At 72.5% G+C, this 26,433-nt stretch carries 27 protein-coding genes; 11 read left to right on the top strand and 16 right to left on the bottom strand.

Going from position 1 to position 26,433, the window contains the following annotated elements:
• Positions 1-34 precede the first annotated feature (34 nt).
• From ACQPZ4_RS22820 to ACQPZ4_RS22785, 8 genes are all read right to left on the bottom strand, one after another.
• Positions 35-1,291 carry a flippase-like domain-containing protein gene (locus ACQPZ4_RS22820; RefSeq protein ID WP_433064639.1) on the bottom strand — a complete coding sequence of 419 codons (1,257 nt, stop codon included), beginning with the start codon at positions 1,289-1,291 and terminating at the stop codon, positions 35-37.
• 372 nt (positions 1,292-1,663) lie between these two features.
• Positions 1,664-2,773, bottom strand: a complete 1,110-nt coding sequence (locus tag ACQPZ4_RS22815) for a hypothetical protein (RefSeq protein WP_433064636.1) — start codon at positions 2,771-2,773, stop codon at positions 1,664-1,666.
• A gap of 144 nt (positions 2,774-2,917) precedes the next feature.
• Positions 2,918-3,583 carry a GNAT family N-acetyltransferase gene (locus ACQPZ4_RS22810; protein WP_433064633.1) on the bottom strand — a complete coding sequence of 222 codons (666 nt, stop codon included), beginning with the start codon at positions 3,581-3,583 and terminating at the stop codon, positions 2,918-2,920.
• A gap of 262 nt (positions 3,584-3,845) precedes the next feature.
• Positions 3,846-4,415 carry a hypothetical protein gene (locus ACQPZ4_RS22805; protein ID WP_433064630.1) on the bottom strand — a complete coding sequence of 190 codons (570 nt, stop codon included), beginning with the start codon at positions 4,413-4,415 and terminating at the stop codon, positions 3,846-3,848.
• Positions 4,416-4,486: 71 nt separating this feature from the next.
• Positions 4,487-5,782, bottom strand: a complete 1,296-nt coding sequence (locus ACQPZ4_RS22800) for an NAD(P)/FAD-dependent oxidoreductase (protein ID WP_433064627.1) — start codon at positions 5,780-5,782, stop codon at positions 4,487-4,489.
• A gap of 1 nt (position 5,783) precedes the next feature.
• Positions 5,784-6,218, bottom strand: coding sequence for a DUF6582 domain-containing protein (locus ACQPZ4_RS22795; protein ID WP_433064625.1), 435 nt, complete (start codon positions 6,216-6,218; stop codon positions 5,784-5,786).
• A 550-nt stretch (positions 6,219-6,768) separates the two neighbouring features.
• Positions 6,769-7,422: a hypothetical protein gene (locus ACQPZ4_RS22790; protein WP_433064623.1), complete on the bottom strand. Its 654-nt coding sequence runs from the start codon at positions 7,420-7,422 to the stop codon at positions 6,769-6,771.
• Positions 7,423-7,499: 77 nt separating this feature from the next.
• Complete coding sequence (locus tag ACQPZ4_RS22785) at positions 7,500-7,949, bottom strand: hypothetical protein (RefSeq protein WP_433064620.1); 450 nt, start codon at positions 7,947-7,949, stop codon at positions 7,500-7,502.
• A gap of 50 nt (positions 7,950-7,999) precedes the next feature.
• Between ACQPZ4_RS22785 and ACQPZ4_RS22780 the strand changes: the two genes are divergently transcribed.
• Positions 8,000-8,974: a helix-turn-helix transcriptional regulator gene (locus ACQPZ4_RS22780; RefSeq protein ID WP_433064617.1), complete on the top strand. Its 975-nt coding sequence runs from the start codon at positions 8,000-8,002 to the stop codon at positions 8,972-8,974.
• Between the two features lie 167 nt (positions 8,975-9,141).
• Here the strand turns inward: ACQPZ4_RS22780 and ACQPZ4_RS22775 are convergent, their stop codons facing one another.
• Positions 9,142-9,984: an alpha/beta hydrolase gene (locus ACQPZ4_RS22775; RefSeq protein WP_433064614.1), complete on the bottom strand. Its 843-nt coding sequence runs from the start codon at positions 9,982-9,984 to the stop codon at positions 9,142-9,144.
• Between the two features lie 121 nt (positions 9,985-10,105).
• On the opposite strand from ACQPZ4_RS22775, the gene ACQPZ4_RS22770 reads away from it, so the two are divergent.
• From ACQPZ4_RS22770 to ACQPZ4_RS22760, 3 genes are all read left to right on the top strand, one after another.
• Complete coding sequence (locus ACQPZ4_RS22770; protein WP_433064611.1) at positions 10,106-10,771, top strand: hypothetical protein; 666 nt, start codon at positions 10,106-10,108, stop codon at positions 10,769-10,771.
• Positions 10,768-11,175, top strand: a complete 408-nt coding sequence (locus ACQPZ4_RS22765) for an ankyrin repeat domain-containing protein (protein WP_433064609.1) — start codon at positions 10,768-10,770, stop codon at positions 11,173-11,175. The genes ACQPZ4_RS22770 and ACQPZ4_RS22765 overlap by 4 nt, the downstream gene beginning before the upstream one ends.
• Before the next feature lie 89 nt (positions 11,176-11,264).
• Complete coding sequence (locus ACQPZ4_RS22760; RefSeq protein ID WP_433064606.1) at positions 11,265-12,077, top strand: MBL fold metallo-hydrolase; 813 nt, start codon at positions 11,265-11,267, stop codon at positions 12,075-12,077.
• Position 12,078: 1 nt separating this feature from the next.
• Here ACQPZ4_RS22760 and ACQPZ4_RS22755 read toward each other — a convergent pair whose 3' ends face one another.
• Positions 12,079-12,507 carry a MarR family transcriptional regulator gene (locus ACQPZ4_RS22755; protein ID WP_433064603.1) on the bottom strand — a complete coding sequence of 143 codons (429 nt, stop codon included), beginning with the start codon at positions 12,505-12,507 and terminating at the stop codon, positions 12,079-12,081.
• Positions 12,508-12,531: 24 nt separating this feature from the next.
• On the bottom strand, positions 12,532-13,119 hold the full coding sequence (locus tag ACQPZ4_RS22750) for a hypothetical protein (protein ID WP_433064601.1): 588 nt from the start codon (positions 13,117-13,119) through the stop codon (positions 12,532-12,534).
• A gap of 91 nt (positions 13,120-13,210) precedes the next feature.
• On the opposite strand from ACQPZ4_RS22750, the gene ACQPZ4_RS22745 reads away from it, so the two are divergent.
• Positions 13,211-14,185 carry a LacI family DNA-binding transcriptional regulator gene (locus tag ACQPZ4_RS22745; protein WP_433064598.1) on the top strand — a complete coding sequence of 325 codons (975 nt, stop codon included), beginning with the start codon at positions 13,211-13,213 and terminating at the stop codon, positions 14,183-14,185.
• Between the two features lie 11 nt (positions 14,186-14,196).
• Here ACQPZ4_RS22745 and gap read toward each other — a convergent pair whose 3' ends face one another.
• Together gap and ACQPZ4_RS22735 are read right to left on the bottom strand one after the other, a co-directional pair.
• Complete coding sequence (gene gap, locus ACQPZ4_RS22740; RefSeq protein WP_433064595.1) at positions 14,197-15,207, bottom strand: type I glyceraldehyde-3-phosphate dehydrogenase; 1,011 nt, start codon at positions 15,205-15,207, stop codon at positions 14,197-14,199.
• Between the two features lie 25 nt (positions 15,208-15,232).
• On the bottom strand, positions 15,233-16,213 hold the full coding sequence (locus ACQPZ4_RS22735) for a GlxA family transcriptional regulator (RefSeq protein WP_433064593.1): 981 nt from the start codon (positions 16,211-16,213) through the stop codon (positions 15,233-15,235).
• Between the two features lie 130 nt (positions 16,214-16,343).
• On the opposite strand from ACQPZ4_RS22735, the gene ACQPZ4_RS22730 reads away from it, so the two are divergent.
• Entirely contained in the window at positions 16,344-16,697 is a 354-nt protein-coding gene (locus ACQPZ4_RS22730; RefSeq protein WP_433066614.1) for an ankyrin repeat domain-containing protein, read from the top strand.
• Here the strand turns inward: ACQPZ4_RS22730 and ACQPZ4_RS22725 are convergent.
• Together ACQPZ4_RS22725 and ACQPZ4_RS22720 are read right to left on the bottom strand one after the other, a co-directional pair.
• Positions 16,651-17,571, bottom strand: coding sequence for a hypothetical protein (locus ACQPZ4_RS22725; protein WP_433064590.1), 921 nt, complete (start codon positions 17,569-17,571; stop codon positions 16,651-16,653). The two genes, ACQPZ4_RS22730 and ACQPZ4_RS22725, sit on opposite strands and share 47 nt — an antisense overlap.
• A complete protein-coding gene (locus ACQPZ4_RS22720) occupies positions 17,571-18,149 on the bottom strand; it encodes a dihydrofolate reductase family protein (protein WP_433064587.1) in 579 nt (192 codons plus the stop codon). Before ACQPZ4_RS22720 ends, ACQPZ4_RS22725 begins: the two co-directional genes overlap by 1 nt.
• A gap of 57 nt (positions 18,150-18,206) precedes the next feature.
• On the opposite strand from ACQPZ4_RS22720, the gene ACQPZ4_RS22715 reads away from it, so the two are divergent.
• The 5 genes from ACQPZ4_RS22715 to ACQPZ4_RS22695 all read left to right on the top strand — a co-directional run bounded on the left by ACQPZ4_RS22715 (position 18,207) and on the right by ACQPZ4_RS22695 (position 24,441).
• Positions 18,207-18,479 carry a hypothetical protein gene (locus tag ACQPZ4_RS22715; RefSeq protein WP_433064584.1) on the top strand — a complete coding sequence of 91 codons (273 nt, stop codon included), beginning with the start codon at positions 18,207-18,209 and terminating at the stop codon, positions 18,477-18,479.
• A gap of 80 nt (positions 18,480-18,559) precedes the next feature.
• Positions 18,560-19,282, top strand: coding sequence for an SDR family oxidoreductase (locus ACQPZ4_RS22710; RefSeq protein WP_433064581.1), 723 nt, complete (start codon positions 18,560-18,562; stop codon positions 19,280-19,282).
• Between the two features lie 322 nt (positions 19,283-19,604).
• Complete coding sequence (locus ACQPZ4_RS22705) at positions 19,605-21,437, top strand: BTAD domain-containing putative transcriptional regulator (protein ID WP_433064578.1); 1,833 nt, start codon at positions 19,605-19,607, stop codon at positions 21,435-21,437.
• A 77-nt stretch (positions 21,438-21,514) separates the two neighbouring features.
• Positions 21,515-23,104 carry a hypothetical protein gene (locus ACQPZ4_RS22700; protein WP_433064576.1) on the top strand — a complete coding sequence of 530 codons (1,590 nt, stop codon included), beginning with the start codon at positions 21,515-21,517 and terminating at the stop codon, positions 23,102-23,104.
• 11 nt (positions 23,105-23,115) lie between these two features.
• A complete protein-coding gene (locus ACQPZ4_RS22695) occupies positions 23,116-24,441 on the top strand; it encodes a hypothetical protein (RefSeq protein WP_433064573.1) in 1,326 nt (441 codons plus the stop codon).
• A gap of 224 nt (positions 24,442-24,665) precedes the next feature.
• Here the strand turns inward: ACQPZ4_RS22695 and ACQPZ4_RS22690 are convergent, their stop codons facing one another.
• Positions 24,666-26,432: a glycoside hydrolase family 13 protein gene (locus ACQPZ4_RS22690; protein ID WP_433064570.1), complete on the bottom strand. Its 1,767-nt coding sequence runs from the start codon at positions 26,430-26,432 to the stop codon at positions 24,666-24,668.
• Position 26,433 lies beyond the last annotated feature (1 nt).

The following is a 26,433-nucleotide window of genomic DNA, read 5'->3' as shown; positions in this document are numbered from 1 at the left end:
GTCGCGTCCGGCGATGCGGAGATCCGTGGCCGGCTCAGGCGCGTTCGCGCTGGCGGCGAAGTACCACCGCCGCGATGCCCCCGATCGGGATCAGGATCCACGTCGACAGCACCCGGTACACCAGCACGGCCGCGGCCGCTCCGACCGCGGTGGCACCGGCGGCGGTCAGACCGGCGATCAGGGCCGCCTCGACGACGCCGACGCCGCCGGGGGTCAGCGGGACCTGGCGGACGATCTGCACACTCAGGTAGATGGTCGCCATGCCCGCGACGCTGACCGGCAGATGGAGGGCCTCGCCGACCGCGACCAGGCACAGGACGTCGGTGAGCCATTTGACGGTGGCGTACACGAGGGCGAACACCCAGTCGCCGGCCTTCAGCTCCGCGCCGGACCGCCACGCCTCGCCGGCCGAGCGGAGCAACGACCGCAGCGCCCGGGTCACACGGTTACCGGCCATACCGACCGCGCCCGGCTCCGCACCCGGTTCCGCGCCGCCCGGCCCCGTGGTCGTGTCGGTCCTCAGGCCGACGCTTGTTCCGACGCTCGGTCCGACGCTCGGTCCGACGCTTGTTCCGACGCTTGTTCCGACGCTTGTTCCGACGCTTGTTCCGACGCTTGTTCCGACGCTTGTTCCGACGCTCGGTCCGTCGCTCGGAGTCGGGTCCGCGAGCGTGGTCGGCTTGGTGGTCGGAGCGGGCCGCCGGGCGAAGCGGCGGCCGGCCATGATCGCCGCGGTCGTGACCAGCGCCATCGCGACGACCACCGCGAGTGGCCGCCAGTTGAGCAGCCCGTCCGGATTGCGGGCGAGCAGCGCGAAGGCCAGCCCCGCGTACAGCAGCGCGAGCCCACCGATCGACGCCAGGCCCGACACGATCGCGGCGGCGGCGGAGGCTTCCCGGGTGGCGCCCCCGCGCTGGTACTCCCGGATCGTGAACGCCGTCGACACCGCCGGACCGGCGGGCATGGAGATGGACAGGGCGGTGCCGGCAAGGGTGATCGCCATGACGTGGCCGCGGGTCAGGTGCGCGCCGAGGCTGTTGAGCAGGCGCCGCTGCTGCAGCGCGAAGGACTCGATCGAGGCGGCCTGGAGCAGGACGGCAACGGCAATCCACCCGTAGTCGGCCCCGCCCAGCGCGGCCAGGATCTCGTGCGGCGCGGGCAGCCGGCCGTGCAGCCCGATGGCGGCCAGGACGAGCACGATGACGGCGATGACCGCGAGCCGTACCCACCGTCGCCGCCGCCGCGGCGGATCTGCCGGCGGCGCGAGCTGGGGTGTGGTAGGCGCGGACACCGTGCGATTGTCCCAAACCCCTGTGGCCGCCGCGTCGCCCGGCCCGGTGGCCAGGATCTCCGCCACTTTCGCGACCCCACGGACCCCGCCGGAGCGTCCCGCACCGAACGGCGATCGCTGCACGAGGACACCTGTGCATGAGAGCCGTCCGCGCCCGGGCCGGCCTGGGCACGAGGCCAGGCGGAGGACACCTGCGCATGAGAGCCGTCCGCGCCCGGGCCGGCCTGGGCACGAGGCCAGGCGGAGGACACCTGCGCATGAGAGCCGTCCGCGCCCGGGGCCGGCCTGGGCACGAGGTTAGGCGGCGAACTGCACTGCGGCCGATTATCGAATTATTGGATTACCGATAATCGTAATACCGGTAATTCGGCGTCAGTCACGGAGCGTGTCCAGCGGCGTCCGAAACTCATCGCCGAAATCGAGTCCACCGGCGGTCCGACGAGCGCCGGCGGGATGGCCCGGCAGGGTCGGGGGCGGCGACACCGTCAGGGAAGTTACCAGCAGCGCGCACGGCTCGCAGTCGCCGATCCCGCCGACGTCCGTGACCCGGGGCGGGACGTTGGTCGCGTCGCTGACGGTGACACCGGTCGCCGGGTACGTACCAGGCGCATCGACCACCACCGGGACGAGGACGCCGCAGCCCTCGAGGCCCAGCGTCGGAGGTGCGGTCCCCGCCGCCTTCACGGTGCCGCCGCCGGCCGGCGCCAGGCTCGCGGTCACGCACGGGCTCTGCGGAATCTCCCGGCCCAGGTCCGCCACCCGCATGTGCGGCGGCAAGGTCGCGGTGAACGCGAACGGCACGCTCACCCCGGTCGGGTTGATGACGGCGATGCCCAGCGCCGTCGGTACGTTCACCGCGGTCTGGCCCGGCGGCTGATAGAACGCCACCACATAGGGGCGAGCCGTCACGCTGAGTGTCGCCGTGAAGCTCGGCACCAGGCCAGGGGTCACCTCCGACACGTCGCTCGAACTCACGGCGTACGTCCCGGCCTGGAACGCCGTCGCATGCACCGTGACTGAGCAGTAGCCCACGTCCGGCATGAGCGCGTCCCAAAGCTGGATCGCACCCGCGGTCGGCCGGGTGACGGTGCCGCCACAGGTGTTCTCGTACCACGTCGTGCCCGCGCCGGCAGTCTTGACCGCAGCGGGCAGCACGACGGTGAACCCCACGCCGATGTCACCGATGGTGCCGGGACTCCGGCGCAGCGTGAACACCAGGTCGGCGACGTCACCGCTCTTGAGCGACGCCGGCGTGAATGCGGCGGCCATCGTCGCCGCACTACCGTCCGCCCCGCCATCGACCAGACCGGCCGGCGAGACCACACCAGCCGATGAGACTGCACCACCCGGCGAGACCGCACCAGCCGATGGGACTGCACCACCCGGCGTGACCGCAGCAGCCGGCGCGACCGCACCGGCCGGCGAGATCACACCGGCCGCGGCCGCCAATCCGGTCATCACGGAGGCGACCAGGGCCGTCACCGACTGTCGACGTACCTTCACGACTCCCCCGCCCCATACATCGCCACCGAGAGTGACCTCTCGGTCGCAATATACGAAGGCGCGGTCGCAATCCACGGCGAATCAGGTGTTTCGGGCGGTCGGCCACACCACCTGGAGCAGGTGTCAGGCCGGGTACTCGGTGCCCGGGCGCGCCGCGATGAGGACCTGGGCGGCGGGGGTCCAGCCCAGCATGGCGTACAACCGCTGCCCTTCCTCGCTGGCGACGAGAATGCCCTGCTCGGCGCCCCGCTCAACGGCCGCGCCGGTCAGTGCGCCCATCACCGCGGCGGCCAGCCCCCGCCGGCGGTGGTCGGGCCCGGTGAGGATCTTGTCGGCGACGGCGACACGTCCGGCCAGACCCGCGTAACCGCGCGCGGCCCAGGCATCGCCCGGCCCGAACACGGCCGCCGACACGCAGGCGTCGCCGGATTCGAGAACCAGCCGGTACGGCGGCGGGACGGCGTTCCCGGGATGCGTCCGCAGATCGATGGTCATCATCTGCTCCGACGACCTGAGCAGCACGAGACCCGCCGAGGTGAGCGCGAGAGCGGTTCGGTCCGGATCGGTGGTCGGCACACTCAGCCAGGTGACGCGCGGCTCGGCGAACACCCGCTCGGCCAGGTCGGACAGGACGGCCGGGTCGTCGTCCAGCGCGAAGTACTCCGTGTCACGGCCCAACTGCGCACTGTCAACGCGCAACCCGCCGCCCACATGCAAGGCGGCGGGCAGATCGCGCGATGCCGCCCAGCCCTGTTCCCAACTGGTGACCAATCCGCGCAAGTCGCTCATGCACCCCAGTAGATCATTCGACCTAGGCGGGAGTTCACTGCCCAGTCGCGGGCCGCCGCCCACGGCGGACATCAGTACCCGGTCGCGGGCCGCCGCGCCCGGAGCCGCCGCCGCCCACGGCGGACGTCAGTGCCCGGTCGCGGGCCAGCCGCGCCCGCAGCGGACGTCAGTGCCCGGTCGCGGGCCAGCCGCGCCCGCAGCGGACGTCAGTGCCCGGTCGCGGGCCAGCCGCGCCCGCAGCCGCCGCCGCCCACAGCGGACGTCAGTGCCCGGTCGCGGGCCGGCCACGCCCGGAGCCGCCGTCGCCCAGCAGGTCGGCGAACAAAGCTCGATAGTGCATCAGCGCCTGCCGCAGCTGCTCGGTGGAAGCAAGACCCTTCTCGTTGTACTGGCTGATCTCATGCGCCTCGCGATAATGCCCGATGGTCTCGGCGTGCTCGACGCTCAGGTCCTGGACCTGCGTGTCGAAGTCCTCCGTCGGGTAGCCCCGCTCGGCCATCACCCGCGTCACGAGCTGGTCGGCCTCCCGGGTGGCGGCCTGCGGTTCCTCGGCGAAGTGGGCCTGCGTCTGCTGCCACTGCTCGGTGTACACCTGGCGCTGCCCCGGGTCGAGATCCTTGAGCTCCAGCCGGTCGTGACGTTCCTCCCGGTGGCGGAGATCGCGCTCGGCAGCGCGGCGGGAGGGCTGCTCCTCGACCGCGCGGTCGTACTCCGGCCCGAAGCGCCGGCGCAGCTCCCGCGAGCGCCGGAAGCGCCCGACCGCGACCGCGATCGCGGCCACGACGATGAGCACGAGCACGATGACGGCGATGGTGTTGGCGGTCGTCGACATACCATCGACGCTAATTCGGCCCGGGTCGCCCCGGCCTCACCCGGGATGGTGGGCAAGGCCGGGAGCCGACCCTACGAGCGGTCGGCGAGTTCCGGGGCGTCCGTGTCCAGCGGGATCGCGTTCTTGTCCACCAGCCCCAGCGAGATGCCCGGCCGCGACGTCGTCGCCGTGAACAGCCAGTCCGCCATCGTCCGCAGGCGGTTCGACGGCAGTGCCGTGAGGTGGTAGCCGCGGGTGACCGCCCGCGCGAGCGGACCCGAGAGCGGCACGTGCAGCGGGTTGGCCACCGCCTGCCAGCCGCCGAGGTCGACGACGAAGCCGAGATCGCGGTGGCGGTACCGGCGCAGCTCGCCGATCCCGTAGGACGCCGCGATGTTGTGCGCCACCGCCCGCCCCTGCCGCACGGCGTGCTGGGCGGTCATCGGGGTGTAGCGGCCCGGGTTGTGCAGGTCGGGCACGGCGGCGGCGTCCCCGCACGCGTACACGTCCGGGAATCCGGGCACCCGCAGGTGCGCGTCGACTCGAACCCGGCCCTCGTCCATCGGCAGGCCGGCGTTCTCGACGACGGGATCCGGGCGTACGCCGACGCACCAAATCAGGGTGCGCGAGGGCACCTGGCGGCCGTCCGTCAGGGTCACGCCGTCCGCCGTGGCCTCCTGCACCGAGGTGCCGAGACGCACGTCGATGCCGCGGCCGCGCAGGACCTTGTCGGCGCCGGCGGCCATGGTCGCGTCCATGCCGGGCAGCACCTGCTCGGCGGTGTCCAGCAGCAGCCAGCACGGCGGCGTGTCGCGCAGGCGCGGGTGGCGGGCGGCGATCGCGGCCGTGAGCAGCTGGCCCTGGGCGGCGACCTCGGTGCCGGTGTAGCCGGCCCCGACCACCACGAACGTCATCCGCGCGCGGCGCTCGGCCATGGCCGCGTCGGCGAGCTCGATCTGGCGGATGAGGTGGTCGCGCAGGTACAGCGCCTCGGGCACGCCGCGGAAACCGTGTGCGTGGTCGGCCACACCCGGGATGGGCAGCAGTTTCGTGACGCTGCCGGCGGCGAGAACCAGCCGGTGGTACCCGAGGTTTCCGGTGTTTCCTTCCGGGCCCGTGTACGACACCATGCGAGCGTGCGGGTCGACGCGATCGACTTCTCCGAGCACGAGGCGTACACCCGGGAGCGTGTCCTGCAACGGCACGCTCACGTCGCGCGGGTCGAGGGCGCCGCCGGCCACCTCGGGCAGCAGCGGGAGGTAGAGAAAGTAGTCGGTCGGGTTGACCACCACGACCTCGGCCGCGCCCCTGGACCGGCGCAGCAGCGTGCGGGCCGCCTGGTAGCCGGCGAACCCGGCGCCGACGATGACGATCCGGGGGCGCGCCACGTCAGCGGCCTCCGAGCGCCTGGACCAGCTCGGACTTGTTCATTGCCGAACGACCCTTGATGTTGCGCTGCTTTGCCTCCGCGTACAGCTCGTCGCGCGACCGTTCGGCGCGCGGCTGGCTGCGCACGGACTTCGTCGGGGTGCGCGGCTTCTCGGAGGACTTCATGGTGCGGGTCGGCTTGCCCAGCTCCCGCCAGCTGGTTTCCGTCATCTCCACGCCGTGGCGCTTCGCGGCGCGCTTGATGCGCTTGAACGCCTCGTCGCGCTCGGCATCGGTGGCGTCGCGCACCTGATCGAACCGCGCGATCGCGTTGCGCACGTGCGAGGCGTCGTTGAGCGGTTCCTTGCGCAGCCGCGGAAACGCGAACGTGCTGTCCGACATGGTGTTGCGCTCGGCGGCGTCGAGGGTGCCGGAGCGCTTCCTGATTGCAGCCATGCACAACGCATACCCGCAGACAGAACATCCATGCCCGGACGGCGCTCCGCGCGACCTGCCCGGGGACGACCCACCAGTGAGCCGGACCGCACGAGCCGGGGTTGCGTGACACGTCCCGGGGTTGCGTGACACGACCCGGAACGACGCGACACGACCCGGAACGACGCGACACGACCCGGAACGACGCGACACGACCCGGAACGACGCGACACGACCCGGAACGACGCGACGCGACCCGGAACGACGCGACGCGACCCGGAACGGGCCCCGTCCGCAGGGCGAGGTGGAAAAGGGCCACCACACCCGATGCGGAGCGGACGGGCCCTGGATCGGGAGCGGGCCGAGATCGGTACCGAAGCGGACGGGACCGGTTCAGCCGCCCGTGCGTACCGTGTCGGGCTTCTGCTCCTCGGCGACCGGCTTCCTGGGCGCCGGGTCGACCGGCGGCCGCGACGGCGGTGCGGAGCCGGGGCGCCGAGGTTGGAGTGGACTCGAACCGTCTGCTCTCATACCGGCGCCCACTACCCCGTTTGTCATCCGGTAAGCAAATTCACCCGCGCGCCGCGACCTCCGCGAACACCCGCTCGGCGCCGGCCGCGAACGCCTCGCGCAGCTCCCCCGCGGCCGGCGACAGCGCCGCCGCCTGCAGCCGGACAGCCACGCTGACCAACTCCTGCTTGTTCAGCACGCCGGCCTTGTCCAGCACGCCGGCCTTGTCCAGCACGCCGGCGTCCTCCTCCCAGTGCGGCGGGATCGGGATGACCACCACGTGCCCGTTGATGACGACGACGATCGTGCGCCCCGGGTACGGCGTGACCCCGTCGTCCACCGGCGAGCCGAGCCTCCCGCCGGTCGAGGCCAGCATGCCGTCGGTGAACACCTGCAGCTCGGCCGCGTTGGACGCGGTCACCGCCCGCGCGGCCGCGGGCTCGAGCTGCGCGGTCATCTGCTGCCGCGTGAGCAGCGCGTCGACGGTCGCGCTGGTGGCCAGCACCGCCCACTGCGCGCGGTTCAGGGCCGGGATCTCGGGCGGCGCGGACGGCTCGTCAGCGGCGAACGGCACGAGCACCGTGCCAGGCTTCATCTGCAGTTCGAGCCAGTGCGCCATCATCGTGACGTCGTAGATGTACCCGCGCTCCGGCCCGAACGGCGACAGATACGCGGCGGTGATGTCCTCGGGGCTCATGAAGACGACCTGGCCCATGGCGGGCCCCCTTTCCGGATGGCGATGTCGTGCTACACCATCCGGATGCGGGAGCCCGGCCCCTGATACAGCCGGTTTCACGCGCGGGTGAGTTGCATGCTCCAGTTGTACTCCCAGGTCTCCCCGCCGTCCGCGGAGAACTCCTGCTCCCACCGGGCCGAGTCGGCGGTGATGTGCGACCAGATGAAGTGGGCCCGGATCGGGCGCCCCTCGTGCACGTCGTCGCCGTAGAAGTCGCCGCGGCCGTCGGCGAACGTGCCGACCACGGGCGGAAACAGGGTTCCGGTGCGGCTGCTGGCCCAGTAGATCGACCAGGTCTTGTGCTCCACGTCGAACAGGCGCAGGGTCAGGCCGCTGCTGCCGAGCGTCGGAAACTCGATTTCGTCGAGGTTTCCGCCGTTGCCGAGGATCGGGCGGCAGGTTGCCGTGCCCGGAAACTCGTACCAGTCGTCGGCCCCCGCGAACAGCGTGTGCAGGCGGCGGTTGGCGACGTGCCAGGTTCCGAAAAGGAAATCGAAGTCGTTCACGCGCCCATCGTCGCCGCCGACCCCTGACATCTTCTGTCAGACTCATGCGCATGCGCGCGAGCCGCCTCGTTTCCCTGCTGTTGCTGCTGCAGAACCGCGGCCGCATGAGCGCGACCCGGCTCGCCGCGGAGCTCGGGGTCACGCCCCGCACGGTGTACCGCGACGTCGACGCCCTCGCCGCCGCCGGCGTCCCGATCTACGCGGAGCACGGGCCGGACGGCGGGTACGAGCTGATGGACGGCTACCGGACCCGCCTGACCGGCCTGACCGCGGACGAGGCCGAGTCGCTGTTCCTCACCGGCATGCGCGGACCGGCGGCGGAGCTGGGACTCGGCGCGCAGGTCGCCGCGGCCGAGCTCAAGCTGATGGCGGCACTGCCCACGCCGTACCGTGAAGCCTCAACCAGAATCCGCGAGCGTTTCCATCTCGACGCGCCCGGCTGGTATCGCGAGCCGGACGCCGTCCCGCACCTCGTCGCCGCGGCCGAGGCGCTCTGGCAGGACCGGCGCATCGAGATCCGGTACCGCCGCTGGAGTCCCGAACCGGCCGAGGTGACCCGCCGCCTGCGCCCGCTCGGGCTGGTCCTGAAGGCCGGCGTCTGGTACCTGGTCGCGCAGGGAAGGGCCGAGCCGCGCACGTACCGCGTCGCCTCGATCCGGGCCCTCAAGCCGCTCCCGGACACGTTCGACCGCCCGGCCGGATTCGACCTCGCCGAGTTCTGGCACACCCACGTCGAACGCTACGAGCGCGCCGAGGCCGCAGCGGAGGCCGTGGTGCGCCTCTCCCCGGCCGGCCTCGCGGCGCTGCCGGAGGTGCTGGGCCCGCGCGCGACCCGCCAGGCCCGCGCCACGCTGAGCGAGCCCGGCCCGGATGGATGGCGCGAGGCGACGATGCCGCTGGAGAACCTTCCCCACGCGGTCGCCGGCCTGCTGCGGCTCGGCCCGGAGGCGCGGGTCGTGGCCCCGCCCGAGCTGGTCGCCCACATGGCCGCCACCATCGCGGACATGGCAGCCATGTACGCGTGAAACCCAAGGCGCGGGTCGTGGCCCCGCCCGAGCTGGTCGCGCACATGGCCGCCACCATCGCGGAAATGGCAGCCATGTACGCGTGAAATCAGCCGCGCAAACGTGAAATCAGCCGTGCAACGTGAAATCAGCCCTGTAAACGTGAAATCAGCCCGGCAAACGTGAAATCAGCCCTGCACGAACCGCTGCACGAACGTCAGCGCCGTGTCGCACACCTCGCGCCAGCCCGAGTCGATGGTCAGCGCGTGCCCGCGGCCCTTGATCTCCACGATCTCGGTCGTGCCCGGGTTGTCGGCCTGCTTCTTGTACGACGCGTTCGACACCGCCCACGGCACGACATGGTCCTTCTCGCCCGAGATGATCAGCAGCGGGCCGCGGTCCGGGTTGTCGTGGTCGACCTTGACCTCACTCCAAGGGTTGAAGTTCGCGACGGCCGCCTGGAACAGCGGGGCGCCCGGGGCCGGCACGGCGAACGTGTCGTACAGCTCGTGGGCCTCCTCCTCGCTCACGGCGTTGGCGAAGGAGTACCGGAACTGCTCGTAGGTCAGCGGCACCGCGCGGCGGAAGTTCGCCGGGTTGCCGAGCACCGGTGCGGCCGAGCGCAGCGTCGAGATCGGCAGCGGCAGGACGCCCTGGAAGGGGGCCGGGTCGACGGCGACCGTGGCGCAGGCGAGGCCCCGCCCGGCCAGGATCTGGGCGAGGAGCCCGCCGAAGGAGTGCCCGACGATCACGGGCTTGCGGGTGAGGCCGCCGACGAGGCCGGCGAGGTGGTCGGCGACCTGGCCGACGGTCTTGCCGGCGAACGTCTCGGGGTGCTCGTTGGCCTCGCCGACCGTCTCCGGGTCGTCGGGCCAGCCGGGCAGGACGGGCGCGAATCCGGCCTCGGCGAAGACCTCCGCCCACCGCTCCCAGCTGCTGGGCAGCAGCCAGAGCCCGTGCACGAACACCGCCGGAACCTTGCCGGACGCGTTGGCCTGTTCGATCTGCTGCAGATCATGCTCGCTTGGCATGAGCGCATCATCGCGGGTTCGAGCGCACTCGAACAGGCATTGACACCCCCGATCGTTGACCCTGCGGCAAACAGTCGGACGCGATCGTGCCGTGCGCCGCGGAACGGCTAGGGTCGTGCCCATGTCGATCGCGCGGCTCGTGGATGCGGATGAGCTCGCGGGGTACCCGCCCGACCGGCTCCTCGACGTCATGCGCGCCGTCACCATGATCCTCACGCTGCCCGCCGCAGCCGCCCAGCGGGCCGAGGGACTGGCCGTGCTCACCGGGCAGGGCGAGACCTGGCGGCTGCGCCACGCGATCGCCGACTGGGAGGCCAACCCGGCCCGCCGGCACCTGCTGATCGCGACCACCAACGAGGCCGAGCGCACCAGCGTCCCGGTCACCCTCGCCGCCCTGCGCGCGCTCGGCCTGCGCCGCACCGCCGGGGTGCAGATCCAGCCGGTGCCGGCCGCGCACACCGGCGTGCAGGCGGAGTGGCTCGCCGAGCGGGCCGACGCGCACGGCATCGCGGGGCTCGCGCTCGCCGTGTCGCCGTACCACCTGCCGCGCGCCTACCTCACCGTCCTGCGCGCCTGCGAGCGGCGGGGCCTGCGGGTCGCGCTGCTCCCGTCGCCCACTCCCGTCGCGCCCGCCACGCCGGTGCCCGAGACCGGCGCCACCGCCTGGGACCTGGTGCCGGGCGAGCTGCGGCGCATCCTGGAGTACACCGACCGCGGCTGGATCGCCGCCCCCGCCGAGCTGCGCCGCTACCTGGACCGCCTCTGGACCACCTGGACGGAGGCGTGAACCGCCGCCGCCGCAAGAAGCTCCAGCACCAGCTCGTCGCCGCCGCCGGGTTCGGCACCGCGGGCCAGGTCGCGGCCCTCCTGCGCGCCGGCGCCGACCCGAGCCTTCCCGATACAAGCCGAACGACGCCGTTGTACCGTGCGAGCGTCCAAAATCGCGCCCCCGCCATCGCCCTGCTCGTCGAGGCCGGCGCCGACCCGGACGCCGAGAGCGGCACGGGCGACGAGGGCCTGCCGCTGTGCGCCGCCGCCTGCTGGGGGCACGACGACGCGGTCCGGGCCCTGCTCGCCGCCGGCGCCGACCCCGCCCTTCGCGAGGACGGCGGCAGCGGCCACACCGCCCTGGAGTGGGCCGAGGCCGGCGGCCACACGTCGGCCTCCGAGCTGCTCCGCGCGGCGGGATGACGCAGGACGGCCGGTACCTCGTCATCAAGGGCCGCCGCGGCGGGCCGATGAGACCGTGTCGCGCCCGGATCCGCGGGTAGTGGGGGCCGATGGAGACTTCGGCCACGTTCATCGGCACCGCGACCGTGCTGCTCCGGCTGGGCTCGTTCACGCTGCTCACCGACCCGAACTTCCTGCACCGGGGGCAGCGCGCGTACCTCGGGCACGGGCTGTGGAGCCGCCGCCTGACGGAGCCCGCGCTCGGCCCCGAGGACCTGCCGCCGCTGGACGGGATCGTCCTGTCGCACCTGCACGGCGACCACTTCGACCGGGTGGCGCGCCGCCACCTGCCGCGCGACATCCCGGTGCTCACCACCGTCCAGGCCGCCCGCCAGCTGCGCCGCTGGCACTTCGAGGACGCCGTCGGCCTGGGCGCCTGGGACGACGTGGTCCTGCACCGCGGCGGCGAGCGCCTGCACATCACCGCGGTCCCGGCCCGCCACGGCCCGACCGGCGTCCACCTGGCCATGCCGCCGACGATGGGCAGCGTCCTGGACTGGGAGGTCGACGGCGTACGCCGGCTGCGCCTGTACATCAGCGGCGACACGAGGTTCAACCGCCGCGTCCTGCGCGACATCCCCCGCCGCTTCCCCGACATCGACACGATGCTGCTGCACCTCGGCGGCACCCGCATCCTCGGCGCCCTGGTGACCATGGACGCCCGCGACGGCGTGGCCCTGGCCAACCTGGTCCGCCCGGACAAGGTGATCCCGATCCACTACGACGACTACGGCGCCTTCCGCGATCCGCTGTCGAACTTCCTGCAGCCCACCGTCACCGCCCACGTCCCGGCCGACGTCACCCCGATCCTGCGCGGCGAGACGGTGGACCTGGCCCCGCAGATGGTCACCGCGTTCGCCTGACTCAGGCCCCGGCCATGCGTTCCAGGGCCGGGAGTGCGGCCGCGATCAGGGCCTGGTCCTCGTCGGTCATGTCGGCCATCAGCGCGGCGAGGTGCTCGGCGCGCACGGCCCGGCGGCGCTCCAGCAGCTCGACGCCGAGCGGGGTGACCTCGATGAGCACGACCCGGCGGTCGGTCGGATCGGCCGAGCGCTCGACCAGGCCCTCCCGCTCGAGGCGCTGCACGAGCTGGGTCATGGCCGGCTGGGTGACCCCCTCGGCCAGGGCCAGGTCGGTGAGCTTGCGCGGGCCCTCGCGCTGCAGCCGCCAGATCGTGGAGGCGGCGGTCAGGCTGATGTCGTTGGGTGGGTTCCCCTGCCGCAGCACGCTGAACACGCGCTCGACGGCGACGGTCAGGCGCGCGGGGTCCAAGCTCGCTGTCACTCCGGCCATACCCACGATTGGACCACGGCGGGTTCAGGCCGAGTCCAGCAGCTCTCTGACCTGCCGCTCGCTGCCCGCCGTCGCGCCCTCCTCGTACGCCGCCACGATCCGCGGGTCCACGTAGGAGGCCCGGGCGACGGCGGGGGTGTTGCCGAGCTGCTCGGCCACCTCCCGCATGGCGTCCGCCACGGCCTTGCGGCGCCTGGTCCTCGTCGGCTGCGGCCCGGCCTCGTCGAGCGCGAGCGCCGCGGTCACGGTGCCGTGCCAGGTGCGGAAGTCCTTGGCGGTCATCTGCTCGCCGCTGACCTCCCGCAGGTACTCGTTGATCTCCGCCGCGTCCACCTCGTGCCACGCGCGGGCGGCCGGGTCCCAGTACGCGAACAGCCGGTCCGCACCCTTGCGGCGCCGGCGCAGCTCGCGCAGGACGGCGCAGATGTGGCCGCGCTCGTCCGGGCTGATCCAGACGTCCTGCCAGGCGGGCGGGATGGCGAGGTCCTTGATCCGCGCGACGGTCGCCGCGGCGCGCAGCGGCTTGCCGGCGGCGTCGAGATAGCTGAAGCCCGTGCCGGAGCGGCGCCGGCCGAGGCCGGGTTGGTCCAGGTGGCTCCGCCGCAGTCGCATGGCATCGCCGGTACCCCTCGCCCTGCCCGCACAACGCGCAAGTTCTTGCGCGGCCAGCGACGATTCTTGCTGGAGGCGGTACGCTGCTCCCGTGGCGACGAGGCTCTCCGAGGTGGCGAAGTACGCCGGATACAGCGAGGCGACGGTCAGCCGGGTGCTGCGCGACGTGCCCGGGATCGGCGCCGACACCCGCAACGCGGTGCTCACCGCGCTCGACGTGCTGGGCTACCAGCGCCCGACCCGGCACCGCCGCGAGCAGGGCAGCCTGGTCGGCATGGTGCTGCCGGACCTGCACAACCCGGTCTTCCCGGCCTACGCCGAGGCGATGGCCGGCGCCCTGGTGCGCCGCAACCTGATCCCGGTGCTGTGCACCCGCACCGCCGACGGGGTCTCCGAGGCGCACTACATCGAGATGCTGCTGGCCCGCAAGGTCGCCGGGATCATCTTCGTGGCGGCCAGCTACGTCGACGCCGGCCCCGAGCAGACCAAGGCGCTGCGGGCCCGCAAGCTGCCGATCGTGCTCATCAACGAGGCCGACGAGAACCTCGGGGTGCCCCGGGTCGCGGTCGACGACGCGGTCGCGGTGGACCTGGCCATGACCCACCTGCGCGACCTGGGCCACCAGCGGATCGGGCTGATCGTCGGGCCGCGCGGGCACGTGCCCTCGGAGCGCAAGCTGGCCGAGTTCCACCGCCTCGGCGGCACGCTCGTCGCGCACACCATGTTCTCCATCGCCGGCGGCCAGACGGCGGTCGCCCCGCTGCTGGAGGCCGGGGTGACCGCCGTGGTCTGCGCCAGCGACACGCTCGCCCTGGGGGCCATCCGCGGCGCCCGCAAGCAGGGCCGCCGGGTGCCCGAGGAGCTCTCGGTGGTGGGCTTCGACGACTCGGTGTACATGCCGATGATGGACCCGCCGCTGACCACCGTCCGCCAGCCGATCGCGGCGATCGGGGTGGCCGCGGTGAACTCGCTGGTCGCCCAGATCGAGCGGCGGCCGGTGGCGCTGGACGAGGAGCTGTTCGAGCCCGAGCTCATCGTCCGGGCATCGACCGCCGCCGCCCCGTAACCGTTTGCGATCTAGGCGATGCTTTTTGCGCTCATCAGCGTGAGGGTGTCGACCACGCGGTTGGCGAAGCCCCATTCGTTGTCGTACCAGCCGACGACCTTCACATGCCGCCCGTCGACCCTGGTCAGCGCGGAGTCGAAGATGCACGACGCCGGGTCGCCGACGATGTCGCTGCTGACGATGGGCTCGTCGCAGTACGAGATGATGCCCTTGAGCTCTCCGGACGCGGCCTCGCGGTAGGCGTCCAGGACGGCCTCGCGGCTCACCTCCAGCTCGACGGTCGCGTTGAGCTCGACGAGCGAGCCGACCGGGACCGGCACCCGGATCGAGTCGCCGGACAGCCGCCCGGCCAGGCCCGGCAGCACCAGCCCGATCGCCTTGGCCGCCCCGGTCGTGGTCGGCACGATGTTGACCCCGGCCGCGCGGGCCCGGCGCGGGTCGCGGTGCGGGCCGTCCTGCAGGTTCTGCTCCTGCGTGTACGCGTGGATCGTGGTCATGAACCCGTGCTCGATCCCGGCCAGCCCGTCGAGCACCGCGGCGAGGGGCGCGAGCGCGTTGGTCGTGCAGGACGCGTTCGACACGATCGTGTGCCGGTACGGGTCGTACGCGTCGGTGTTCACCCCGTAGGCGAGCGTGACGTCGGCCCCCGCGGACGGCGCGCCGACGAGCACCCGCTCCGCCCCGGCGTCCAGGTGCGCGCGGGCGGCGTCGGCGGCGGTGAACCGGCCGGTGGCCTCCAGCACGATGTCGACCCCGAGCTCGGCCCACGGCAGCTTCTGCGGCTCGCGCTCGGCCAGCGCGCGGATGCGGCGCCCGTCGACGACCAGCCCGTCCGCCTCGGCACTGACCGGCCGCTCGAAACGACCAAGCGTGCTGTCGTACTTGAACAGCTGCGCCAGCGCCGCCGGCCCGGCGAGGTCGTTGACGGCGACGACCTCCAGATCCGCGTCCCGCTCCACGATCGCGCGCAGCACGCTCCGGCCGATGCGTCCGAAGCCGTTGATGGCAATTCGTCCAGTCATGTACTGATAGTCGCGAATGCGAGGTTCAGCCGACAGCGGGCCGCTCGCCACTTCCCGCAAGGTTCGCGCCAAACGTCTTGCGGTACTCGCTCGGCGACGTGCCCAGGATGCGCTGGAAATGCAGCCGCAGGTTCGACCCGGTGCCGAGCCCGACCTGCGCCGCGATCTGCTCGACGCCGAGCCCGCTGCGCTCCAGCAGCTCCCGCGCCCGGTCGACGCGGGCGCGCAGGATCCACTGCGTCGGCGTGTACCCGGTCTCCTCCACGAACCGCCGCGACAGCGTCCGCGCCGACACCCGCGCGTTGCGGGCCAGGTCCTCCAGCGCGAGCGAGTCGCCGAGCCGCTGCAGGGCCCACTGCCGGGTCGCCGCGAAGTGCTCGCCGACCGCCTCGGGCACGCTGCGCGGGATGTACTGCACCTGACCCCCGCTGCGGTACGGCGCCGCGACGAGCCGCCGGGCGACGACGTTCGCGAGGGCCACGCCGTGATCGCGGCGTACCAGATGCAGGCAGAGGTCGATCCCGCTGGCCGCCCCGGCCGAGGTGAGCACCTCCCCCTCGTCCACGAACAGCACGTCCTCGTCGACCCGGATCCCGGGATGCCGCCGCGCCAGCTCGTGCGTGTAGTGCCAGTGCGTCGTGGCCCGCTTGCCGTCCAGCAGCCCGGTCGCGGCCAGGGCGAACGCCCCCGTCGAGATGGCCGCGAGCCGTTTCCCGCGCGCGTGCGCGTCCCGCAGCGCCGCGACGACCTCGCCGGGCGGGTCCTCACGATCCGGATGCCGGTACCCCGGAATGAAGATCGTGTCCGCCGCCGCGAACGCGTCGAGCCCCTCGGCGACGTGGTACGCGAGCCCGTCCCCGCCCGCCACCAGCCCCGGCGCGGCGCCGCAGACGTGCACCTCGTACGGCATCCCGGGCCGGTTGGTGAACACCTGCGCCGGAATCCCGACGTCGAGCGGCTTGGCCCCGTCCAGCACGAGCACCACGACCCGGTGGATCCCTGTCACCCCTGCAGCTCACACCCTGCGCGCACCCGGCGGAAGTGTCTTGAAAGCCACGTACCGCAAGTTTCTCGCCAGCGTAAACTTGGCGCTCGTGCCGGAGCTCGACGACGAGACCCTCGCGTTCGCCCACCGCATGTTCGACCTGGCCCGTTCCGGCGCCTGCGAAGCGCTGACGGCCCAGGTCACGGCCGGCGTGCCGGTGAACCTCACCAACGACAAGGGCGACACGCTGCTGATCCTCGCGGCGTACCACAACCATCCCGCGACCGTGGCCGCCCTGCTCTCCTCCGGCGCGGACCCGGACCGGGTGAACGACCGAGGGCAGACAGCTTTGGCGGCGGCGGTGTTCCGCCAGAACGCGGAGACGGTCACGGCGCTGCTCGCGGCGGGCGCAGACCCGGACGGCGGGTCACCTTCGGCGGCGGCGACCGCGGACTACTTCAAGCTCCCGCAGATGGCCGCCCTGTTGCGCGGTGGAACAGCATAGGTCCGCCCTCGCCGGTCGCCGCGCCGACGTGGAACAGGTAGGCGGTGACCACCAGCCCCGGTTCGCCCGACGGCAGGTCGAGCAGCGTGACCGAGGGATTCGCGATCGCCGCGCTCCCCCCGTGCGTGAGGATCGGCAGCGGCCAGGCGCTCTGCTCGGCCACGTCGTAGAGGTACGTCCGCCACGTGTGCCAGCCGTGCACCTCGGTCTGCCCCTCGACCAGCAGGTACTCCCGCCCGTCCCACCGGAACGCGTCCCGCCCGCCGACGTTGCCGCGCACGCCCCAGCGCTCCAGCGCGCTGTCGATGTACGGCTCGGGCGTGGCCGACCACTCGCTGAAGCCCTCCAGGACGCCGCGCCCCTGCCGGTCCACGCGGCCCCGCCGGAAGTAGTGGAAGCCGACCTCGATGCGCTCGCGGTCGGCGGAGGCCGAGTAGATGTTCGGCGTACCCTCGGCGTACTTCCGCCGCGGCACCAGCGTGTGCGGCGCGTCGAAGGTGCGGGCGGCCGTACCGGCGAGGAGGTCGGCGCGGGTCGGGTAGTCCAGCAGGCGCAGCCACGGCGGGGTGCCGGCCCCGCCCGCCTCGATCGCGACCAGGAACCCGCCGTCGTCCAGCCCCAGGATGTGCGGCTGGGAGGCGAACGCGTCGAGGCGGGCCCGCGAGGTCCAGGTGGCGAGGTCCGGCGAGGTCGCCACGTGCACCTCGAACATGCCGCGGCCGACGCCGCAGTGGTACACCGCGAGGTAGCCGCCTTCCGGATCGGGGACGACCTTCAGCGTGTCCATCGTGCGGCCCCGATCGTCGCGCACCTCGTAGTGCACGGTCGCCCGGGACACGTCACACAGCAGCTCGACCAGCGCGGGAGGCGGCATCAGTGCGCCGTGGGACGGTACACGAGCTCCTGCGTGTGCCCGTCCAGCGTGCGCTGCTCGAGCAGCTCCAGGTCGAAGTCCCCCGCGCCGCCGAGGATCGGGCTGGTGCCGGTCCGGCCCGAGATCACCGGGAAGATCGTCACCTGCAGCCGGTCGACCAGCCCGGCCGCCAGCAGCGACCAGTTCAGCGAGAGACTGGCCTGAGATCGCAGCGGTACGTCCGAAGCCTCCTTCAGCCCCTGCACGATCTCCACCGCGTCGCCCCGCGCGATCGTGGCGTCCGGCCAGCCCAGCGTGTCGGTGAGCGTCGACGAGATCACCGTCGCCGGCGCGCGCATGGTCCGCAGGTTCCACTCGTCGAGCGCGTTCGGGTCGAGCCCCGACCCCATGATCTCGGCCATCTCGCGAAAGGTGGTCGCGCCGTACACCATCCGCTGCGGGGTGTCGAACAGCGCGGCACGGTGGGCGAGCAGCTCAGGCCCCTGCTTGCTCCAGTAGCCGCCCCAGTCCCCCGGCTCGGCGTACGAGCCGTACCCGTCGAGCGTGGCGAAGACGTCCCAGGTGTACACCGCCGTCATGCCCCTATCCTTCCCAGCCGGACGTGATTTCACCCGGCCGCCGCACAACAATCAGGCATGCGCATCTACCGCGGCGTGAAGGCGTACCACCTGACCACGGCCGGCGACGGCATCGAGGCGGTCGACCGGGCCCTGGTGGCCGCCGGCCTGACCTTCGTCCGCACCCCGGCGACGGTGGCCTGGCCCGGCGGCCGCGGCGAGGGCGCCGAGTTCGTCTTCGTCCTGCCCGGCGCCGACCAGCGCGCCGGCCTGGACCTCGTGGAACGCCTGCGGGCGACGGGGGTCTGGCTGCTGGTCCGTACCGTGGACGGCTCGGCTCCTTCGCCATAGTCACCGACCTCACCCCTCCGGCGGGGCGCTCGCCCGCGGTTCCCGGCCTACGCTTCGCTGGTGCGCTTCAAGGACGAGTCGTGAGCGGCCCCCTGGACGGCCAGACCGTCGTGCTGCTGGGCGGCAGCGCCGGCATCGGCCTGGAGACAGCCCGGCTGGCCCACGGTCAAGGTGCCGCGGTTGTACTGGTGGGTCGGGACCCGGACCGCCTCTCCCACGCCGCCGCCGACGTCGGGGCCACGCAGACGGCCGCCTTCGACGCTACGGATCCCGAGGCCCTCCAGCGGTTCTTCGAGGACCTCCCGTCCCCGGTCGACCACGTCCTGGTCACGGCGGGCGGGAACTACTACTCCCGCCTCGCCGAGCTCGATCTCGACCGGGCCCGCCGCGTGGTCGAGGAGCACCTCTGGCTGCCCATCCAGCTCGCCCGCACGGTCACGGGCCGCATCCGCCCGGCGGGGACGCTGCTGTTCATGAGCGGTACCGGCGGCCGCCGCCCCGGCCCCGGCATGGTCCTGCCCGGCGCGATGACCGCGGCCAAGCCCGCCCTGATCGCCAACCTGGCCATCGAGCTCGCCCCGATCCGCGTGAACGCGATCGCCGCCGGCTTCGTCGACACCCCGCTCTCGGCCCGCCTGCTCGGCGACGACCTGGACCGCCGCCGCGACGAGCTGCGCCGCACCCTGCCGATCGCCCGCGTGGTGGTCCCGCAGGACGTGGCCGCCCTGGCCGTCCACCTGATGACCAACACCGCCCTGACCGGCGCCACCTACGACGTCGACGGCGGCCAGCAACTCGTCTGACCTCGCCGCCCTCGGGTCGTTTTCCCTGCTCGGGGTGCGTCGGTTATGTGATTGTCGCGGAACAAATGCCATCGATACCGTCCAACGGGTGACCGCGGACCTGGATCAGGTCGAAACGGCCCTCCAGGCGGGACGGGCCGACGAGGCCCTGCGCCACCTCGCGGCCCTGCCGCCGGACCTGCCCCTGCCCGCGTCCCTCGCGTGGCGCCTCGGCCGCGCGCTGCACCTGCGCGGCGAGTTCGAGGCCGCCGACACCTGCTACGCGCGGGCCGCAACGGATCAATCAGCGCCGGACGCATCTTTGCTCGCCGATCATGCCCAGGTGCTCGCCGGACGGGCGTCCGTGCGGTGGGCGATCGGCGACCAGCCGGAAGCGCGGCGGCTGGCCGGTGAGGCGGTGCGAATCGCGGAGCGGTGCGGCGACGACCAGGCCATCGCGGCGGCATACGTGGCCCAGGCGCTGGCGGCCTTCACCGACGGCGACCGGGCGGGCAACGAGCACGCCTACGCCCGGGCCCTGGCCGCTGCCCGGCGGGCCGGCGACGTCGAACAGCAGCTGCGCATCCACTGCAACGTCGGCTCCCGGCTGATCGAGGAGGGCCGGTACCGCGCGGCCGTCGAGGAACTGGACGAGGCCGTGCGGCTCGGAGCGCAGACCGTACACCCGACGCTGCTGGCCCTCGCCTTGATCAACCGAGCCGAGGCGTGGCTGGGGCTGTGCCGGCTGGAGCAGGCGCGGGCCGACGCCGACCAGGCCGTGTCGTTGTGGCAGCAGGCGCGCTCGCCGCTGGCCGCCTTCGGCCACATGCTCACCGGGCGCGTACACCTGGCCCGCGGGGCGATGCATCAGGCCATGGCCGCCTACCAGGCCGCGCTGGCGGTGGCCGAGCCGCACGGAAACGCGCAGGCCTCGACCGAGGCGCACGCGGGTCTGGCGCGCATCCAGCACGCCGACGACCCCGCCGCGGCGGCCCGGCACCTCGAACTGGCCTCGCCGGGCGGTGAGCTGGCCGCCGGCTGGATCGCACTGTGTTCCGGCGACACCGCGACGGCCCTGCGCCACGCGGACACGGTGCGGGTCCAGGCGGGCCGGCGGCGCGATCCGGCCGGGCTCGCCGAGGCCCTCGAACTGGCCGCCCTGGCGGCACTGGCGCCGCCGCGCGCCGACGCGGGTCACCTCGAAGCAAGCAGGCGCGCGAGCTCGAGTCTGCTCGAAGCGGCGGGCATCTGGGCGGAGCTGGGCAACGAGCTGGCGCTGGCCGTCAACGCGGCGCTGCAGGCCCGGGTCAGGGGTGACCGCCTGGCCGAGGAGATCGCCCGCGAACGGCTGCTCCAGCTCGGCGTGCAGGAGGGCGCGTGGCACATCGCCGGCCCGCTCGCGGCGATCGGGGCGCTGCCCGCGGCCGAGGTCGAGGTGCGGGTGCTGGGCCATTTCGAGGTACGGCTGGCGGGCGTGCCCGTGCCGGGGAGCCGCTGGCAGTCGCGCAAGGCCCGGGACCTGCTCAAGGTGCTGGCCGGGCTGCTCGGCCGACCGGCTCCGCGCCCGGCGCTGGCCACCGCGCTGTGGCCGGACGTGCCCGTGCCGATCGCGCTGCGCCGGCTGTCGGTGCTCATCTCCACCGTCCGCGGCGTGCTCGACCCGGGCCGACGGTACCCGACCGACCGGTACCTCGTCACCGACCCGGCCACCGTGCGGATCAACCCGGACCACGCCGCGCTGGACAGCCTGCGGTTCCACGACGCCGCCCGCGCGGTGATCGCCGCCGATGCCGCGACGGCCGGCAGTGACGGCGGCGGGTTGGCGGCGGCGCGGCTGGAGGCGGTGCTCGCGCTGTACCCGGGCGACTTCGACGACACCGGGGACCTCGCCGGCGACTGGTTCGAGCGGCCTCGAACCGTGCTCGCCGGGCTGCATCGTGAGGTGGTGCGGCGGCTGGCCGGGCGGTGCCTGCTCGCGGGGCGGGCCGACGCCGCCGTCGGCTGGTACCGGCGGCTGGCCGAGGACGACCGGTACGACGAGCCCGCGCACCTGGGGCTGATTCGCGCGCTCTCCAGCGCCGGGCGGCACGGCGAGGCGGCCCGGCACTATCGGGAATACGTCAGCCGGATGCGCGAGATCGACGTGCCCCCGGCGGCGTTTCCGGCCGCTGTCTGAACAAATCCCGAACGCCTCCCGAAGGTCGCCGACCAGGCTGTTCATCCCTGGAATCGGACGGGAGGGGTGAGATATCAATGAAGCGACGGAAAACGATTGCCGCGCTGGTGTGTGTCGGCATGGTGCTCGCCACGCAGTCGGCCGTGACGCCGAACTCGTGGGCTTCGAGCACGGTCAAACTGCGGATCGTCGTCGAGCACGTGCAGCAGCAGGGCTGTACCGACAACGGGTCCGGCTCGGACTTCAAGGCGACGATCGGAATCGAGGGAGAGGAGTTCACGTTCGGGGAGATCACCGACGAGGATTCGATCTCGCCGAACTGGACGGCGGAGAAGGAGTTCGACGTCGACCAGACCTCAGAGGCCTGGGTCGTGATCAAGCTCCTCGACGACGACGACACGCTCAACTTCGACGACGACGTATGCGACATCTCCAGCGCCGTCGGTACGGAACTCGATCTCCACGTCACGCTCCTGCCCTGTTCCGTGGCCGGTGAGGCGCCCGGCAGCTGCGTCACGTCGATCACCAGCGGCGGCAGCCAGGACGGCGACGGCAACGCGGACCTGCGGTTCCGGGTCGAGGTCGACGTGCCCTCCGCGACCGACGGGCTGGCCGTGCGGTGCACCCACTCACCGCTGTGGCCGCAGGCCGGCGACGACGTGACGATCACGGTCGAGGCACTGGACGGGACGGTGCAGGTCGGCGACACCGTGGAGGACCTGTCCGACGGCTCGCCCGCGCCGCCGCTCGTGGACCACAAGAAGATCGCGGACACGCTGCAGATCTGGGTCGGCGACCAGGCCGCGGCCGACGTCGACGTGAGCAACAAGTCCACCACGAGCTTCGTGGTCGAGGACATCCCGGGCGGCGACCTGCTGTACGGCTGCGTCGCGAAGGCGGACGGCGAGACGGTCTTCACCGGCTGGCGGCGGAGCGGGATAGGCCCCCACTCCGAAGGAGGTCCGGCCGTCCCGGTCATCTACACCGGCGCGCGGACCAACAGCGTCGACGTGGTCTTCATCCCCGACCAGGACAGCTACAAGGACGCCAGGGACCCGAAGTTCCAGGACGACGTGGCCAACGTGATCAAGGGCGCCTACTACGGACAGGACTGGTTCCTGGCCAACCAGGGCCGGTTCAACTTCTGGCTGGCCGACGAGACCGGCGACGCCGACCGGGTGTCCGCACCGACCCGCGAGGACCCGGGCGCGACAGAGTGCGTGCTGACGACACCGGACAACTGGTTCCAGTACGCCTGGCGCGACGTCGGCACGATCCTGCACACCGACGCGTTCCGCGACTGCGCCATCGGCGGTTCGGTCTTCTCCGCCGAGCCCGGCTCCCTCGGCACGGTCCTGCACGAGACCGGCCACGCCCCGTTCGGCCTGGCCGACGAGTACTGCTGCGCCGGCGGCTACTTCGAGAACGCTCCATTCCCGAACCTGTGGGACTCCCGCGGCGAGTGCCAGACCGACGCCCCGGACCTGGGCCGCACCCCCGCCGACTGCCGCACGATCACCGACACCCGGCCGAACCCGGCCCAGGACTGGTCACTGTCCGAGCCCGACATCACCGACCTGATGAACAGCGACCGCCGACCACCCCAGGCCGCCGACATCCGCCGGATGGACTGGTTCATCGCCAACTGCGTCGCCGGAAAGTGCTGAGGGAGGCCACCATGCGAATCAGACGAACCACGCTCGCGACGGTCGCCGTGCTCGCGGCGGTGGTTGTCGGGGTCACGGTGACGGTGCGGGCCACGTCGGCCTCGAACGGTGGGCCGACGAATCCGGCGACGGCGCCGCAGCCCAAGTTCGACTTCGACGATCCGGCGAAGGCGTTCGTGGTCGAGCTCGACTTCGGCTCATCGTCGGCCACGCTCAAGCGCGCGAGCGTGGTGCACGAGCGCTCCTACTCCCACCTCGGCGATCCCCCGCTGCTGCGGCTCTTCCTCACCGACGACGCCGGCGCATCGGCCGGCTCCTTCAATGCCTGGGATCCGCGTTGGTACTTCGAGCAGACTCCAACCGGCGCCGAACGCATGGTGCGTCGCGACGGGCCCGGGATGCTGTTCCTGCCCTTCGACGCCGATACCGCCGCGGTGCGGGTGCACGACCTTCGCGCCGGGATCGACCTCGCGACCGTGGACCTGCGCCCGGCGGTGCATGAGTTCTGCCTGGCCAACCCGGCGGATGGCGAGTGTGTGCAGGCCGATCTGGCGGTCACCTCGGCCACGGCCTCCGGCGATCCGCTCGGGGTGGTCGGCAAGCCGGTCACGCTGCACGCGGCCGCCGGCGTGGCGAACCTCGGGCCCGCCGGACCGGTCGATGCGGTCGTGACGCAGACCGTCGCCGCCTCCCCGGGACTGACCGTGACGCCGGCGAGCCGGACCTTTGCCGGCAAGGACCTGAAGCCGAGCACGGACCCGAAGTCCCCCAACGTCGTCACGTACGGCGGCGACTACACCGTCACGTGCACCGCCCCCGGGACTCGGACCGTGACGGTGACGACGTCCGTCGCGCCGGTCAAGGCCAAGGTCGCCGACGTGAAGCCGGGCAACGACGGCAAGCCGGTGACGTTCACGATCGACTGCGCCGTGCCGGTCGCGGTCAACGTGCTGCCAGGCAGTCTGACCAACCCGGTGCAGGTCGTGCCGCACGGCGAGCTGCCGGTGGTGGTGCTGACCACGAACGCCGGCGAGTACGGCAACCCGATTGCCTTCAACGCCGGCGCGATCCAGGCCCCGACGGTGCGCATCGGCGTGCGCGGCCCGCTGGTGGCCGCCGGCACCGGCAGCGCCGAGGTCCACAACACGGTGCACGGCGTGTACGCGCCCGAGCTCGACGAGTCCACTGTGGATGGCGACCGCGATGCTCTGCTGCACGCCAGTGTCACCGGGCTCGGCATCCAGCCGGGCACCACCGAGATCTGTGTCCGCGGTCGCTTCGGGCCCGGCGTGGGCACGTCGTTCTTCGGCTGCGACCACATCTCCGTGGTGCCCTGACCCGACCGAGGTTTCCCGACGCTTGCCGAGTTTCCGGACGTTTCGGCAAGCGTCCGGAAACTCGGCAACAACGACGGAAACGTTTCCGGGCGATCATCGGGAGCGCCCGGAAACCAACGGCAACCGAAGGCCAGCGCCCGGCAACCGACAGCAACCCCAGGGCCAGCGCCCGGAAACCAACAGCAGCCGAGGGCCAATGCCAGGAAACTAACGGCAACCGATCGTCAGAGGGCCAGCCAGGCGCACCCGTCGGCCGGCAACTGCCCGTCGACCAGCGGCTCGCTGGACAGCAACACCGCGGAATGCTCCGGCAACCGGGCCGGCGCGGCGGTGAAGTTCACGACGCAGGCGAACCCGTCCCCGCGCCGGAAGGACAGGACGCCGTCGTCGCTCGTGAGCCAGGTGATCTCCTCAGGAAGCGAGACCAGCTGGGCGGTGCGGAGTGCGAGCGCCGCCCGGTACAAGTGCAGCATGGAAGACGCATCGGTTTCCTGAGCCTCGACCGTCAGTGCCGCCCACGACGCCGGCTGCGGCAGCCACGGTTCCTGCGAAGTCGGCGAAGGCAAAGAGCCCGGCGCCGACAAGGAACCCGCCGAGGACAAGGAACCCGCCGAGGACAAGGAATCCGGCGCAGACAACGAGTCCCGCGAAGAAGCCGAGTCCGGCGCTGACAACGAGTCCCGCGAAGAAGCCGAGTCCGGCGAAGAGAACGGGCCCGGCGAGGAGAAGCCGAACGGCGAAGCGGCCCCCGACCACGGCAAGGGCACGCGGCAACCGTCCCGGCCCCGGTCGGTGTGCGACGACCGCTCCCACGTCGGGTCCTGAATCCGGTCGAGCGGAATGTCCTCCACCTCGGCCAGACCGAGCTCGTCCCCCTGGTAGACGTACACCCCGCCGGGCAGCGCCAACGTCAGCATCGCCGCCGCGCGCGCCCGGCGCACGCCCAGCACCGGGTCGGTGAACGCCCCGTGCCGGCGGTTGCCGAGGTCGAAGGTGGTGTCCTCGCGGCCGTAGCGGGTCACGTGGCGGATGGTGTCGTGATTGGACAGTACCCACGTCGGCGGCGCCCCGACCAGGCGGTGCGTGTCCAGCGTGTCGTCGATGGTCTTGCGAATCGCGTTCGGCTCCCACGCGCAGCACAGGAACTCGAAGTTGAACGCGGAGTGCAGCTCGTCCGCCCGCAGGTACCGCACGAACTGCGCCGTCGTCGGCAGCCACACCTCGCCCACGAACACGCGCGGGTCCGCGTAGCTGTCGGCGATCGCGCGCCAGGCGCGGTAGATCTCGTGGACGCCGTCGTGGTCCTGGTACGGCAGGTCGGCCGGGTCCGGCGCCGCGCCCACGTCCGGCAGGCCCGGGGTCTTCATGAGGCCGTGCGCCACGTCGATGCGGAAGCCGTCCACGCCGCGGTCGAACCAGAAGCGCAGCACGTCCTCGAACTCGGCTCGGACGCCGGCGTGCTCCCAGTTCAGTTCGGGCTGCTGGGGGGCGAACATGTGCAGGTACCACTCGCCGTCCGGCAGGCGGGTCCAGGCCGGGCCGCCGAAGTAGGACTGCCAGTCGTTGGGCGGCAGCTCGCCGTCCGCGCCGCGGCCCGGGTGGAACCAGAAGCGGGAGCGGGCCGGGTCGCCGGGCGGCGCGGCGAGCGCCGCCCGGAACCACGGATGGGCGTCGGAGCAGTGGTTCGGGACGAGGTCCACGAGCACCCGAAGGCCCTGCTCGTGCGCCTCGGCCAGGAACTCCTCGGCGTCGGCGAGGGTGCCGAAGAGCGGGTCGATGTCGCGGTAGTCGGCGACGTCGTAGCCGCCGTCCGCCATCGGGGAGACGTTCCACGGCGTCAGCCAGAGCGCGTCGACGCCCAGCTCCCTCAGGTACGGCAGCCGCGCCCGCAGGCCGGCGAGGTCGCCCACGCCGTCCCCGTTGCCGTCGGCGAAGCTGCGCAGGTAGATCTGGTAGATGGCGGCGGTGCGCCACCAGCCGTTCGAACGCATG

Source organism: Dactylosporangium sp. CS-033363, assembly GCF_050942475.1.
Lineage (GTDB): Bacteria > Actinomycetota > Actinomycetes > Mycobacteriales > Micromonosporaceae > Dactylosporangium.
This window is presented reverse-complemented; position numbering and strand designations above follow the sequence as displayed.